Origin of the sequence: Enterobacter adelaidei (assembly GCF_041937165.1) — a bacterium.
Lineage (GTDB): Bacteria > Pseudomonadota > Gammaproteobacteria > Enterobacterales > Enterobacteriaceae > Enterobacter > Enterobacter adelaidei.
The window spans coordinates 4,416,926-4,431,367 of sequence record NZ_CP154353.1; the positions used below are offsets into that span (position 1 = coordinate 4,416,926).

The following is a 14,442-nucleotide window of genomic DNA, read 5'->3' on the forward strand; positions in this document are numbered from 1 at the left end:
CCTGGCACTTTTTCGCCCGGCTGACTACTCCTCATCATCACCGTCGGCGTGAGAACGGATGAGCGCCATAAACTCTTTGCCAAAACGTTCGAGCTTACGCGTGCCGACACCGTTGACGCTGAGCATTTCGCTGGCGCTCAGCGGCATCTGTTCGGCCATCTCAATTAGCGTCGCGTCGTTGAAGACGACATAAGGCGGGATATTCTCTTCATCGGCAATGGCTTTTCGCAGCTTGCGCAGTTTGGCGAACAGCTTACGGTCGTAATTGCCACCGTAGGATTTCTGCATCACGCGCGGTTTGAGGGCGATGACGCGTGGTACGGCAAGCTTGAGTTCGATATCACCGCGCAGCACCGGACGCGCGGCTTCGGTAAGCTGCAGTGCGGAGTGCTGGGCGATATTCTGTGTGGCAAAGCCAAGGTGAATTAGCTGACGAATAATACTGACCCAGTGCTCGTGGCTCTGGTCTTTGCCAATACCGTACACTGGCAACTTGTCGTGGCCCATGTCGCGGATACGCTGGTTATTGGCGCCGCGCAGCACTTCAACCACGTAGCCCATGCCGAAGCGTTGATTGACACGGTAAATGGTCGAGAGCGCCTTACGCGCATCCATCAGACCATCGTACTGTTTAGGAGGATCAAGACAGATATCGCAATTACCGCACGACTCCTGACGCCCTTCACCAAAATAGTTGAGCAGCACCAGACGGCGGCAGGTTTGCGCTTCGGCAAAGGCCCCCATCGCGTTGAGCTTATGGCGCTCGATATCCTGCAGCTGTCCCTGCGGTTTCTCTTCCAGACAGCGGCGCAGCCATGCCATATCGGCCGGATCGTAAAACAGCATTGCTTCCGCAGGCAGGCCGTCACGCCCGGCGCGGCCGGTTTCCTGATAGTAGGATTCAATATTTCGCGGGATGTCGAAGTGCACAACAAAGCGCACGTTGGGTTTATTAATCCCCATCCCAAATGCCACCGTCGCGACCACAATTTGCAGGTCATCACGCTGGAATTTCTCCTGCACGTCGGCGCGGATGTGGTTTTCTAACCCGGCATGATAAGCCGCAGCGCTAAAGCCACGGTTTTGCAGACGCGCAGCCGTGTCTTCCACTTTTGCGCGGCTGTTGCAGTAAATAATGCCTGACTTGCCGCGCTGCTCCTGCACATAGCGCAAGAGCTGATCCAGCGGCTTGAATTTTTCCATCAGCATGTAGCGGATATTCGGGCGATCGAAACTGCTGACCTGAATCAACGGGTCGTTCAGCCCCAGCAGACGGACAATATCCAGCCGCGTGGTGTCGTCCGCCGTGGCGGTAAGCGCCATAAACGGAAGCTCGGGGAAGCGCTGACGGAGCTGGCCGAGGGCCGCGTATTCCGGGCGGAAATCGTGTCCCCACTGGGAAATACAGTGTGCTTCATCTACCGCCAGCAGCACCGGATTCCAGTGCGCGAGATGGTCGAGGAAGTTATCCAGCATCAGGCGTTCCGGCGCGATATACAGCAGGCGGATCTGCCCGGTGCGGCACCCGGCCATCACCTCTTGCTGCTGCTCGCGGGTCTGCGTGGAGTTAAGACAGGCCGCCGCCACGCCGTTGGCAAGCAGCTGGTCAACCTGGTCTTTCATCAGAGAAATAAGTGGCGATACCACGACCGTCAGGCCGTTAAGCACCAGCGCGGGCACCTGATAACAGAGTGATTTACCGCCACCGGTCGGCATCACCACCAGGCAATCACGACCTTCCAGCACGGTTTCAATGATGGTTTCCTGGCCAGGGCGGAACTGCTGGTAGCCAAAGGTTTCATGCAAAACCTGTTTAGCCAGCGACTCCTGATTCAATACTTCCGCCTGCGCCACATTAACCCCATATGCCAGAAATGAAACAGGCGCTATTTTCAGCGCCTGAGAGAGAAACTTCAACGTTTAACGCAAAAACATTCGAGCAGTCTAGAAAATATCGTTCAGCATCACGCCCACACCCACGCGGGTCTGGTTGAAGTTATAGTCGATGAGCGACTCGCCGTAACCGCTGTAGACCTGGGTATAAATACGCACATGTTTGGTCATCGGGTAGCTTAAGCCCAGTTCTGCGCCGCCGTAGCCGGTATTCCAGTTGTACTGACCTTTGGCGCTCAGTACCGCATCACCCAGTTGATAACCAATCTTGAGCTGATAGTAGCCCATATATTTGGTGATATCCGGGTTGTCATCGGTGCTCCCCACCACGTACCACGGCTTCACTTCCACCATCAAATTGCCATTCTGCGCCATCAGGCGTGTATAGGCGCGGTTCCAGCTACGTGACGTTGGGTCAGAACGACCGTTTGAATCGTGGTTGAAACCTACCTCGACGTCACGCAACGTCCAGCCGGCGAACTCGTAATCCGTTGCAAAACCAAGGAACAGCTGCGGCTCATAGTTAGTTTCACGGAACGGCGATGACTCCCCGCTGTTAGATAACTGCCACCAGGATTTCTGCGTATAAGACGCGCCGAATACCGAGTTTGGCCCCAGAATGCCGCGCCAGAACGGGAATGCGAGGCTGAGCTGATACTTCACTTCATCTTTACGCGCATTATCAGCCCAGTTATAGGAGCTTATCGCCTCTTTATTGAGATCGCTGGTCTGAGTGTAAATCACGTAGTTGGTGTCATAAGGATAGAGCGTGAACGGATTGTCATGCTCCTGAAGAAGGTTCGCGATAATGCTGCCGTGAACGGCAGGTTGATCATGCACCTCTTTAATCGTCGCTTCCTGCGCAATTGCTGTGAAGGGCAGCGCAACTGCCACCAGTAACCAGGCCAGATACGTCCGCATCGGTGGTGTTCTCCTGCAAAAAATTAAGATGACTTGAATAGTTATGTGGCGGACATTCTACAGACTTCTGCGACAACTGCTGCATCCTCGTTTCTGAAAGTGGAATTCCTTATTGCCACGGCATAAAATCAACATTTCGTTAACAATAAGGATGTGATGTCTCATGTCAGCCATGCTTACCGCCGAAGAAGTTTTAAAACTCGTGGGCGAGATTTTTGTCTACCATATGCCGTTTAACCGTGCGCTGGGGCTGGAACTGGAGCGTTACGAGAAAGACTTTGCCCAGCTGAGTTTCAACAACCAGCCGATGATGGTGGGCAACTGGGCACAAAGTATTTTGCACGGCGGGGTGATTGCCTCCGCGCTCGACGTGGCGGCAGGCCTGGTCTGCGTGGGCAGTACGCTGACGCGTCATGACACCATCAATGAAGATGAACTGCGCCAGCGCCTGTCGCGCATGGGCACTATTGATTTACGTGTCGACTATCTTCGTCCTGGGCGCGGAAATCGTTTTACCTGCACCAGCAGCCTGCTGCGCGCGGGGAATAAAGTTGCCGTGGCGCGCGTTGAATTACATAACGAAGAACAGGTTTACATTGCCAGCGCAACCGCCACTTATATGGTGGGTTGAGACGATAAAATCGGGTAAAATTAATTCACTTTTTTGTAACGGATTTTCCCGATGGATGCTAAACAGACGCGGCAGGGCGTTTTACTCGCTCTTGCCGCTTATTTTATTTGGGGTATCGCCCCGGCGTATTTCAAGCTTATTGCCTACGTTCCGGCTGATGAGATCCTCACTCACCGCGTCATCTGGTCGTTCTTCTTTATGATCGCGCTGATGAGCCTCAGCCGTCAGTGGTCGGGTGTCAAAACGCTGCTGCAAACACCGAAGAAAATTTTCCTGCTGGCGCTCTCTGCGGTGCTGATTGGCGGTAACTGGCTGCTGTTTATCTGGGCCGTGAATAACCACCATATGCTTGAAGCGAGCCTCGGTTACTTTATTAACCCACTGGTGAACATTGTGCTGGGGATGATTTTCCTCGGTGAACGCTTCCGACGTATGCAGTGGCTGGCGGTGATCCTTGCATTCTGCGGCGTACTGGTGCAGCTATGGACCTTCGGTTCACTGCCGATCATCGCGCTGGGGCTGGCGTTCAGCTTTGCGTTCTACGGTCTGGTGCGTAAGAAAATCGCGGTGGAAGCACAAACCGGGATGCTGTTTGAAACCCTGTGGCTGCTGCCGGTCGCGGCAATTTACCTGTTTGGTATCGCTGACAGCGCCACCAGCCACATGGGTAGCAACCCATGGTCGTTGAACCTGATGCTGATGGCAGCAGGCGTGGTGACCACCATTCCATTGCTGTGCTTTACCGGAGCGGCAACGCGCCTGCGTCTCTCCACGCTGGGCTTCTTCCAGTACATTGGCCCGACGCTGATGTTCCTGCTGGCAGTGGTGTTTTACGGCGAAGTGCCGGGTGCGGATAAGATGGTGACGTTCGCCTTTATCTGGGTGGCGCTGGCGATTTTCGTTGCCGATGCCATTTATACCCAGCGCAGGACCCGCAGAGGAATGTAGGTGTTTTGTAGGGCGGGTAAGCGTAACGCTACCCGCCAGATTTTTACAGCCAGTTACGACGCTTAAAGTACAGATACGGCGCCAGCCCGGCGAGGATCATAAAGATAATCGCGCCAGGGTAACCAAAACTCCACTTCAGCTCTGGCATAAACTCAAAGTTCATCCCGTAGCTCGACGCCACCAGCGTCGGTGGCAGGAACACCACGGAAACCACCGAGAAGATCTTGATAATGCGGTTCTGCTCGATGTTGATAAAGCCCATCGCCGCCTGCATCAGGAAGTTCACCTTCTGGAACAGGGATTCGTTGTGTGGCAGCAGGGATTCGATATCGCGTAAAATCTCACGCGCCTGCTCCAGCTGACCACCCGGCAGACGCGCTTTACGCACCAGGAAGTTCAGCGCACGCTGGGTATCCATCAAACACAAACGCACCTTCCAGCCGATATCTTCCAGCTCCGCCAGCGTGGAGAGTGCTTCGTCGTACTCATCACCCTGATGGCCTTCCATGATCACGCGGCTCAGCTTTTCCAGATCGCTGTAGATGTTTTCAATCTCATCCGCCAGCTGTTCAATTTTGGTTTCGAACAGGTCAAGCAGCAGCTCATAGGCATTGCCGTCCACCATCGCCTGGCTACGGGCGCGCATGCGATAGAGACGAAACGCAGGCAGTTCGCGTTCACGCAGCGTAAACAAGCGACCATCGCGGATGGTAAATGCCACGGTGGAGTTGCCCGCGTGGTCTTCGGCGTCTTCAAAGAAGAAGAAGGAGTGGATGTGCAGACCGTCTTCATCTTCAAAAAAACGCGCAGATGCTTCGATATCTTCCAGTTCCGGGCGAGTCGCCAGGCTTTGTCCCAGCTCAGATTGTACGCGAAGGCGTTCATCGTCGTCCGGCTCGACCAGATCCACCCATACGGCATCAATGAGGGGCTGTGACTCTTCGGCTTCAAGCCGAGTCAGTCGGTTATTTTCGAGTTGAAATGCGCTCAACATGACCGGGACTCCCAATGCAAAAAATATCGGACAGTTCGGTGGGCACACAGAAACAAATTGGGTTTCAGACCATTAAACAGCCTGACTCAGCGCGACGGGAATAATACAGGTCGCTGACAACCACTAAGGCCATCAGCAAGAGGAGATAGCCTTAGGAGTTGTTCCTGGATGACAGGGAATTGAGCCAGTATCTACTGGGTGTGTCCAAGGCGAATGTCCTCTTAGCGTAATCGTGCGCGCATGTTACGCCAGCAATAACTGTGGCGTCAACACGCAACGGGACGCTGAAGGGCATTAATTGACCTCCAATGTATAAGGCTAGCAGATTATTACAAAAAAATTATATTTTTCTGAATGTTAGACTGTTTCCAGCTTCGCATAGGCCGCCACCAGCCATTTGATCCCCTGCCCCTGGAACGCCACCTGCAGGCGGCTATGCTCGCCGCTGCCTTCCAGATTCACAATGGTACCTTCGCCAAACTTCGAATGGCGCACGCGCTGGCCCAGCTTGTAGCCGGTGTCGGTTTCCGCAATCGGCGAGCCCATACGCTGATGGCTGACCGGACGGCTGATGCTCGCACGCAGACGCACCTCTTCCACACACTCTTCCGGCAACTCGCCAATAAAGCGCGATGGACGGTGATACACCTCTTTACCGTACAGACGTCGGGTTTCGGCGTAGGTCAGCGTCAGCTTTTGCATCGCACGGGTGACGCCCACATAGGCCAGACGACGTTCCTCTTCCAGACGGCCGCCTTCATCCAGCGACATCTGGCTCGGGAACATCCCCTCTTCCATACCGACGATAAACACCTGCGGGAATTCCAGACCTTTGGCGGAGTGCAGGGTCATCAGTTGAACCGCATCCTGCCAGGTATCCGCCTGCCCTTCGCCCGCTTCCAGCGCGGCGTGGGAGAGGAACGCCTGCAGCGGCATCAGGTCTTCGTCTTCTTCGTTGTAGCTGAACTGGCGCGTCGCCGTGACCAGTTCCTCTAAGTTCTCAATACGGGTCTGGCCCTTCTCGCCCTTTTCCTGCTCGTACATGGTTCTCAGGCCGGAGTCTTTAATCACCCGGTCGGTCTGCACGTGCAGCGGCATATCGGCGGTTTCCTGCGCCAGAGCATCAATCAGTTCGAGGAAACGCTGCAACGCACTGGCGGCACGGCCGGCGAGCGCTTTTTCCTGCAGCAGCTCGCGGCACGCCTGCCACAGCGTCAGCTGACGATCGCGAGAGGCCTGACGTACGACGTCCAGCGTACGGTCACCGATACCACGGGTTGGCGTATTCACCACACGCTCAAAGGCCGCGTCGTCGTTACGGTTCGCGATCAGGCGCAGATACGAGAGCGCATCTTTGATCTCCTGGCGTTCGAAGAATCGCATACCGCCGTAAATACGGTACGGCATGCCCACCTGCAGCAGCGCCTCTTCCAGCACGCGCGACTGGGCGTTGCTGCGGTAAAGAATAGCGCACTGCTCCAGCGCACCGCCGTTGTCCTGCCAGGTTTTGATGCGATTCACCACGAAGCGGGCTTCGTCGAGCTCGTTGAAGGCGCAGTAAATGGAAATCGGTTCGCCGTCGACGCCATCGGTCCACAGCTTTTTACCCAGACGCCCGTTGTTGTTTTCAATCAGGGCGTTGGCCGCGCTCAGAATGTTGCTGGTTGAGCGGTAGTTCTGTTCCAGACGGATGGTCTGTGCACCGGGGAAATCGTTGAGGAAGCGCTGGATGTTCTCCACTTGCGCCCCACGCCAGCCGTAGATGGACTGGTCGTCATCGCCAACGATCATCACCTTACCCGTATCACCGGCCAGCAGGCGGATCCACGCATACTGGATGTTGTTGGTATCCTGGAATTCGTCCACCAGGATATTGGTAAAGCGTTCACGGTAGTGCTGCAGGATGTGTGGTTTGTTAAGCCACAGCTCGTGAGCGCGCAGCAGCAGCTCGGCGAAGTCCACCAGACCTGCGCGATCGCACGCTTCCTGATAGGCCTTGTAGACGTTCTGCCAGGTCTGCTCGACCGGGTTGCCGAAGCTCTGAATATGGTGCGGGCGCAGCCCCTCGTCTTTCTGACCGTTGATGTACCACATCGCCTGACGCGGCGGCCACTGCTTCTCGTCGAGGTTCATCGCCTTGATCAGGCGCTTCAGCAAACGGAGCTGATCTTCGCTGTCGAGGATCTGGAAATCCTGCGGCAGGTTGGCATCCATATGGTGCGCGCGCAGCAGACGGTGCGCCAGGCCGTGGAAAGTCCCCACCCACATGCCGCCCTGGCTGGTGCCCATCAGCTGTGCGATACGGTGGCGCATCTCTGCCGCCGCCTTGTTGGTAAAGGTTACCGCCATGATGGAGTATGGCGAACAGTTCTCCACGCTCTGTAACCAGGCGATACGGTGAACCAGCACGCGCGTCTTACCACTGCCCGCCCCAGCCAGCACCAGCAGGTTAGTCCGCGAGGCCGCTACGGCTTCACGCTGTTTGTCATTAAGGCTGTCGAGCAGGTAAGAAACGTCCATTGGCACCGTCACGTCGTGTCGGGCAGGCGAATATTTCTACTCGCCAAAACCCTGTTAATTTATACAGAACAATTGATGATTATATCAGCGTCGTGAGGGATGCCAACCGCGAAATTTCCACGTGCGGCAGAAGACGGCTATCGGAGGCGATCATCAGATCAGCGTTTTCCGGCTTGATCCAGCAGGCCTGCATGCCGCAGCGGATTGCACCGGCCACGTCAGTGGTCAGGTCATCACCTACGTGCAGAATTTCACCCAGCGACAGATTCAGTTTTTCTGCCGCCAGATGATACATATCGCTGAATGGTTTGGAGCGCCCATGCGGGCCGGCACGCAGCACAAATTTGAAGTAATCGCCAAGGCCAAACAGCTCCGGCTGGGCATTACCATTGGTGATCGCCACCAGCGGCCATTTTTCGGCCAGAGCAGCCAGCGTGTCGTGGGTTTCCTGTGGCACGTCGATACGGCTACGCCATTTGGCAAAGTTTTCCATCGACGCTTCAGCGCCAATCGCGGCATCACGCGCACTCATGCCGACGTTGAGCATGGCTTGCTCTACCGCACGGCGACGCCATTCGGTCACGTCGTGGTAAATGTCGGGTTCGGTCTCCCGCAGGGATTGACGCAGCTTCTGGAAATCCTTGTTCTGCATCGTCTTCAACGCCGGATGGTAGTTCTGCACAAACGCCAGTGACTCCTGCTCAGTACGCAGAATTACCTCGCGGTTGTCATAAAGGGTGTCATCCAGGTCAAAGGTCAGAGCTGAGATCTGCCCGAGAGGGCGGTAAAAACGCATTATTTCCCCCGTTTGGCGCGTGGATGCGCCGCGTCATACACCGAGGCAAGGTGTTGGAAGTCTAAGTGGGTATAGATCTGAGTGGTCGACAGATTCGCGTGGCCGAGCAATTCCTGCACGCCGCGCAGATCACCGCTCGACTCAAGCATGTGTGTCGCAAAGGAGTGACGCAGCTTGTGCGGGTGAACGTGGCTGTTCAACCCCTGCTTAATGCCCCACTCCGCAAAGCGCTTCTGCACGTTACGCGCTGAGATCCGCTTACCGAGTTTCGACAGAAACAGCGCATCTTCTTCCGCGCCAAACAGCCCGCGCAGATCCAGCCAGTGCTCAATCCAGGAGACCGCATTGCGGCCAATCGGCAGACGGCGCTCTTTGCTGCCCTTACCCATCACCCACACTTCGCCGGTGTCCAGGTCGAGATGTTTTAAATCAAGATTGACCAGCTCAGATAGACGCAGACCGGCGCCGTACATCACCTCCAGCATTGCGCGGTCACGCACGGCCAGCGGATCGTTAAGATCAATATCCAGCAGGCGATTCACATCGTCAACGTCGATATTTTTAGGTAAATGGCGCGGCGCTTTTGGTGTGGCAATTCCTTTTGCCGGGTTGGCTTTTAACCCACCCTGGCTGACAAGCCAGTCGAAGAAACTGCGTAATGCAGAGAGCCTGAGTGCCAGACTCGCCGGGCCGAGTCCCTTGCGGCGACTACGCACCACAAAGGCTCGCACGGTTGCAGCGTCACATTGTTGCCAGCTTTTCAGACCGATCTCTTCGGCAATCTGCATGATGGCATCAAGCTGACGCTGATAGTTCAGTAGCGTAATCGGGCTAAGCTGACGCTCCACGCCCAGATAGCGCAGAAAGCGCGTGACGTCAGTGGTGAGCAGTCCGTCCGTCATACGCGCTCAATCCAGCGCTCCAGCAGCTCAGGCAGCATCAGAGCGATCTCTTGTAACAGGTGCGTAGCTTGCCCCTGCTCATAATGATGCGCATCGCGGCTGGTAAATAACATCACGCCCAAATCTCCATCGCGCCCCATCAGCGACATCGCCACCGAGCCAATCGCTTTGGCTTCCGGTAATACCACCAGCAGCTCAGGTCCGTTTAGCGGCCCCAGGTAGTGATGTTCGTGGCCCAGACGCTGAATACGCAGCGGCTCAAACGCCTGACGGCTGAGAGCCAGATGGGTAAAACCGGACGGCGCACCAATACGCCAGCGGTCAGGGAAAAGACGAATCGTTGCGCCCGCCAGCCCAAGCTCGCGCGCCCAGCGGTGGAAGCGACTCAGGAACTCTTCAAGGCTGTGCGCCGACGCCAGACGCGCCTGCAGATGCAGCAGACGATAGAACAGACTTTCGTTGGTGCTGGCCTGTTCCATCAGCAGCGTCATGTTCTCTTCGAGCTGATTGATGTGGTTGCGCGAGCGTGCCATGTGCCATTCGACCAACGACACGGTCTCACGAACCGGATGCGGCACGCGCATCTGTTCGACGACGCGTGCATTGCGAATAAAAAACTCAGGATTGCGCAGCAGATAATCAACAACAGCTCTGTCGTCCAGTTCCATCGCTGTTTCCTGCAGTTCTTCCCCTGGTTGTTTCATAGATGGATAAACCCGTCATAGACATGTGCCGCCGGGCCAGTCATATACAGTGGATGACCCGGTCCTTTCCAGGCGATATCAAGCCGACCACCTGGTAACTCCACGCGAACTTCTTCTGCCAGTAACCCTTGCGAGATGCCAACGGCCACAGCAGCACAGGCACCGCTTCCGCAGGCCTGAGTTTCGCCCGCGCCGCGCTCGTAAACCCGCAGACGGATGTGCTCACGCTTCACCACCTGCATAAAACCGATGTTCGCGCGCTCCGGAAAACGCTCGTGGCTTTCCAGCACCGGGCCGAGCGTTTCGACGGCGGCGGTTTCCACATCATCAACCTGAATCACGCAGTGTGGGTTACCCATCGAGACGACGCCGCACAATACTGTCTGCTCGGCCGCACGCATAATATAGGTCTTTTCCGCTTTGTTTGCGCGGAACGGTACTGCCGAAGGCTCGAAGTTAGGTTCACCCATGTTAACGCGAACCAGTTCGTCATCAGTCACGCTGAGCACCATGCGACCATTGGCGGTGCTGACGCGGATATCACGTTTGTTGGTTAGCCCTTTCAGGCGAACAAAGCGGGCAAAACAGCGCGCGCCATTGCCGCACTGGTTAACCTCACTGCCGTCCGCGTTAAAAATACGGTAGTGAAAATCGAGGTCGGGATCGTACGGAGGCTCAACAACCAGCAGCTGATCGAACCCCACGCCCAGATGCCGATCCGCCAGGCGACGGATCAGTTCCGGGGAGAAAAACACATTCTGCGTTACCGCGTCGACGACCATAAAATCGTTGCCAAGGCCATGCATTTTAGAGAACTGCATCATTTGCTCCATTGCGCGGGTACAGAACGTTGTCGTCAGAGATTAACCTGAGTCGGGCCACCGTTGTCGCCACGATCGTTAGTATCTGGCGTAGAAGACTCAATGCCGCTTTGCACAGGTTTCGTCGGCGGCGGTGCGGTTTTATCCGCTGGCGGGAAATACAGTGGTCCTTTCAGTCCACAGCCAGTCAGGCTAAACAGCGTGATGAGAACGGCAAGCGTTCGAAAAGCGTTTTTCATTATAAAATTGCCCGTAAGTTCAAATCTGGTTCTATCATCGCAGGAGAAGACACAAAAGCAAGAGTTTGCCGCTTTCCTGCAACGGGAATTATTTAGCGTTATACTGCCGCCATCACGAAAAACAGGAACAAAACTATGAACGACAGTGAATTCCATCGCCTTGCCGACAACCTGTGGATGACCATTGAAGAACGTCTTGACGACTGGGACGGCGACAGCGATATCGATTGTGAAATCAACGGCGGTATCCTGACCCTGAGCTTCGAAAACGGCAGCAAAATTATTATTAACCGTCAGGAGCCGCTTCACCAGGTATGGCTGGCAGCCAAACAGGGTGGCTACCATTTCGACCTGAAAGACGGTGAATGGGTTTGTGACCGTAGCGGCATCACGTTCTGGGATCTGCTGGAGCAGGCGGCGACCGCGCAGGCGGGTGAGGTCGTGAGTTTCAGGTAGTTTTGTTGCCCGGTGGTGCTTACGCTTACCGGGCGAAAAGACTCAGGAGAAATACTGCTGCAACAGTGGCGTGGTGTCCTGATTTGCAGGCACCGCAGGCGTGACGGCCTGGGTCCGGAACGGGATCACCTGCACGCGGCCATCGACGTTCACAATCTGGTAGAACTGCGGCAGGTTGAAGTTGATAAAGCTTGAGCCATAGGTGAAGCGGTCATGTGAAGAGGAATAGAAGCGGCTGACGTCGCGCACCAGCTCCTCTTTACTGCCTTCACAGTGGTGATAGACCTCGGCGCGGTTGGTCTCATCCAGAATGTAGATGTTGAAACCGGCATCGTCGCCCGACTCTTCAAAGAAGAACTGAATAATCCCTTCGCTGGCAAAACCATCCACCACCTGCGGCAGTTTGACGTGGTTGGTTTCCACCTGCACGGACAGGCCATGCAGCTTGTTGTGCGAAATTGCGCCATAAAATTCGATGGCGTTTTCCAGTTTCTGTACCGACACATTCAGACGTTCAAAGAACAGGCCCCAGGTCTGGCCGGAGACGCGCAGCGCTTTAAAGCGCCCGGTTTCCTGGCGAGTACTGGAGAGGCGCAGTTCAATACATTCAGAGACCAGTTGCTGCACACGAGTACGAATCAACCCGCGCAGGTGCTGGCTGTAGCAGAACACTTCTACGCTGTCCGGCGGCGCGGCATCCTGGTGCATCTTGCCGAGAATGGTTTTCAGCGCTTCGATCATAGCCTGCTCGCCGTTGAAATGCAGGGTACGCACTTCGTTCCACGAGTTGCGATAAAGCAAGTCAACGCTGCCCACCAGGCAGTTTTGCTGCTCGCCAAAGCTAAAGACGTCCAGCTTGCGGAAATCAAAATGAACCACCTGATTGCGGAAAGCCGCCGTCGGGTCGTATTCCAGGTTGACGATAATCGCCAGATGGCGGATTTCACACGGGCTGTAGAGCGCTTTTGGCGTTGGCGCAGGCAGGCGCAGCGGGAAGTGATGGGACACATCCGCTACCATCTCCTGCAGTTTGGCTAAGTCGACGACCTCGTTACCCTTGATGAACAAACGGGTACGTGAAGTCAGCAGGCCGTTAAACCAGGCCCAGGCCACCAGCTTGTTCAGGTAGCGGTTATACTCCAGCGGCTGATGGCTGATGATCGAATCCATGCTTGGCGCACGGTTGTACAGATACCACCCGGTGCGATTCGCGCGTCCCGGCGGCACATAGATAAACGTCAGATTCGGTTCAGACAGGTCAGGCGAAATCTGCGGGTTAACCAGCGTGACTTTACCTGGCAGCGCTTCAAACGCAGCGTACAGTTTACGGGTCAACACCCCGATATCCTGCGGGCTGGCGGAGACGCTGAGATTATTGCGGCGCGCAAAGCGGATCAGGTTACGGTAGCTCTGCATCATCGCATCGAGCAGTTCGTTGTGTGCTTCACGCACCTGGTCGATTTTCCAGTTGGCGCGGTTGTCGAGCATGGACAGACGCTCTTCGTCCCATCCCCACTCTTTGACTAACTGACTAACTACTTCACGACGCCAGCCAACGCAGGCGCGTTCGCGGCTCAATTTTTCACAGACTTTGAGATAGAAACATCGACGCACCAGGTCAAGACGCGTGGTGTCTTCAATGGCATTCAGGTATTCGGTGACGCGTTCGAGCATCATGCAGTAGGCATCAAGCCCGAAGGAGACAATCTCGCCATCGTGCAGACGCTGTTTGATGTCTTTCGCCAGCAGGCGTGGCGTAGGGTATTCCCAGGAGTAGGCTTCGAGCAGCAGCGTTTTCAGCACCGCTTTATACGGGGAGTCAATGCTCTTATAGAGCTGCCAGAGGCTCGCGCCAAAGTACTCTTCGGCCGAGAGAGAGCTCAGGCCGCCCAGGTCCAGCCATTCGTTTGGCGTCAGCACGCCCTGCGCATACAGCGACATGACGTAATCGTCGTAATGCTCTTCTTCTTCGCACGGCACCATATTCCAAAGAATACGCTTACCGGCCAGACGAACGGCAGTACGGTAAAATTCATCCAGCAACAAAATGTGCTGGGTCGAGCCGCAGTCCTCACCACCCAGACTGCCGCTTTCGTTATGACGGAAACGGTTTTCATCAATCAGGAAGAAACTCACTTCCACGCCGAGCGACGCAGCCCAGCTCTCCAGCAGGCTGCATTTACGCTGCAGCAGCTGACGCTCTTCGTTATCGAGCCAGGACTGATGGCAGACCCAGATGTCCAGGTCAGAAGAACAGCTTTGCCCTACCGATGAGGTACTTCCCATAGAGTAAACGCCGGTAATCGGCAGTTCACCTTTCGGGGACTCCTGCGGCGGCATGCCACGGTAGAGTTCCAGCTCATTCAGATAATGCTGTTGGGTTTCATCAGGCGTGAAAAGGCAAATGCCCTGGGGAACGTTACCGTCGAGGTAACCCGGCATCAGCGGATGGTGATAGTGCAATAATGTCGGCAGCAGACTGTATACCTGCTGGAAAGCAGGGCCCATAGCAGCAAGCGCGCGATCCACACGCAGTTGATTTATGGCATCCAGTCTCTGTTTCAGAGTCTCAATATAGAGGTACAAGACGTATCGCCTGATGTTTCCGGGTGTCGCA

General features: G+C 55.6%; 14 protein-coding genes. 3 read left to right on the forward strand and 11 right to left on the reverse strand.

The window, feature by feature from the left end:
* Positions 1-24: 24 nt before the first annotated feature.
* Both recQ and pldA read right to left on the reverse strand, forming a co-directional pair.
* On the reverse strand, positions 25-1,854 hold the full coding sequence (recQ, locus tag AAHF05_RS21480) for an ATP-dependent DNA helicase RecQ (protein WP_129325087.1): 1,830 nt from the start codon (positions 1,852-1,854) through the stop codon (positions 25-27).
* 90 nt (positions 1,855-1,944) lie between these two features.
* On the reverse strand, positions 1,945-2,814 hold the full coding sequence (gene pldA, locus AAHF05_RS21485) for a phospholipase A (RefSeq protein WP_028018183.1): 870 nt from the start codon (positions 2,812-2,814) through the stop codon (positions 1,945-1,947).
* Between the two features lie 163 nt (positions 2,815-2,977).
* Here pldA and yigI point away from each other — a divergent pair, with 163 nt between their 5' ends.
* Together yigI and rarD are read left to right on the forward strand one after the other, a co-directional pair.
* The gene (yigI, locus tag AAHF05_RS21490) at positions 2,978-3,445 is read left to right on the forward strand and encodes an acyl-CoA thioesterase YigI (RefSeq protein ID WP_028018184.1); all 468 of its coding nucleotides are present in this window, start codon (positions 2,978-2,980) and stop codon (positions 3,443-3,445) included.
* A 51-nt stretch (positions 3,446-3,496) separates the two neighbouring features.
* Complete coding sequence (gene rarD / locus AAHF05_RS21495; RefSeq protein ID WP_028018185.1) at positions 3,497-4,393, forward strand: EamA family transporter RarD; 897 nt, start codon at positions 3,497-3,499, stop codon at positions 4,391-4,393.
* Positions 4,394-4,436: 43 nt separating this feature from the next.
* Here the strand turns inward: rarD and corA are convergent, their stop codons facing one another.
* From corA to AAHF05_RS21535, 8 genes are all read right to left on the reverse strand, one after another.
* Positions 4,437-5,387 (reverse strand): magnesium/cobalt transporter CorA, encoded by a 951-nt coding sequence (gene corA / locus AAHF05_RS21500; protein ID WP_008501540.1) that lies wholly within the window; start codon positions 5,385-5,387, stop codon positions 4,437-4,439.
* Between the two features lie 151 nt (positions 5,388-5,538).
* Positions 5,539-5,595 carry a YsgD/CorL family protein gene (gene ysgD, locus AAHF05_RS21505; protein WP_212743980.1) on the reverse strand — a complete coding sequence of 19 codons (57 nt, stop codon included), beginning with the start codon at positions 5,593-5,595 and terminating at the stop codon, positions 5,539-5,541.
* Between the two features lie 149 nt (positions 5,596-5,744).
* Positions 5,745-7,907, reverse strand: a complete 2,163-nt coding sequence (uvrD, locus tag AAHF05_RS21510; RefSeq protein ID WP_114979873.1) for a DNA helicase II — start codon at positions 7,905-7,907, stop codon at positions 5,745-5,747.
* A gap of 79 nt (positions 7,908-7,986) precedes the next feature.
* Complete coding sequence (gene yigB / locus AAHF05_RS21515; protein ID WP_028018187.1) at positions 7,987-8,703, reverse strand: 5-amino-6-(5-phospho-D-ribitylamino)uracil phosphatase YigB; 717 nt, start codon at positions 8,701-8,703, stop codon at positions 7,987-7,989.
* Complete coding sequence (gene xerC, locus AAHF05_RS21520; RefSeq protein WP_028018188.1) at positions 8,703-9,605, reverse strand: tyrosine recombinase XerC; 903 nt, start codon at positions 9,603-9,605, stop codon at positions 8,703-8,705. The genes yigB and xerC overlap by 1 nt, the downstream gene beginning before the upstream one ends.
* Positions 9,602-10,309, reverse strand: coding sequence for a DUF484 domain-containing protein (locus tag AAHF05_RS21525; RefSeq protein ID WP_129325085.1), 708 nt, complete (start codon positions 10,307-10,309; stop codon positions 9,602-9,604). Before AAHF05_RS21525 ends, xerC begins: the two co-directional genes overlap by 4 nt.
* Positions 10,306-11,130 (reverse strand): diaminopimelate epimerase, encoded by an 825-nt coding sequence (gene dapF / locus AAHF05_RS21530; protein ID WP_108091171.1) that lies wholly within the window; start codon positions 11,128-11,130, stop codon positions 10,306-10,308. Before dapF ends, AAHF05_RS21525 begins: the two co-directional genes overlap by 4 nt.
* Positions 11,131-11,165: 35 nt before the next feature.
* Complete coding sequence (locus AAHF05_RS21535; RefSeq protein ID WP_028018191.1) at positions 11,166-11,369, reverse strand: lipoprotein; 204 nt, start codon at positions 11,367-11,369, stop codon at positions 11,166-11,168.
* Positions 11,370-11,504: 135 nt separating this feature from the next.
* Between AAHF05_RS21535 and cyaY the strand changes: the two genes are divergently transcribed.
* Positions 11,505-11,825 carry an iron donor protein CyaY gene (gene cyaY / locus AAHF05_RS21540; protein WP_129325084.1) on the forward strand — a complete coding sequence of 107 codons (321 nt, stop codon included), beginning with the start codon at positions 11,505-11,507 and terminating at the stop codon, positions 11,823-11,825.
* A 42-nt stretch (positions 11,826-11,867) separates the two neighbouring features.
* Here the strand turns inward: cyaY and cyaA are convergent, their stop codons facing one another.
* Positions 11,868-14,411: a class I adenylate cyclase gene (gene cyaA, locus AAHF05_RS21545; RefSeq protein WP_028018193.1), complete on the reverse strand. Its 2,544-nt coding sequence runs from the start codon at positions 14,409-14,411 to the stop codon at positions 11,868-11,870.
* Between the last annotated feature and the right edge of the window lie 31 nt (positions 14,412-14,442).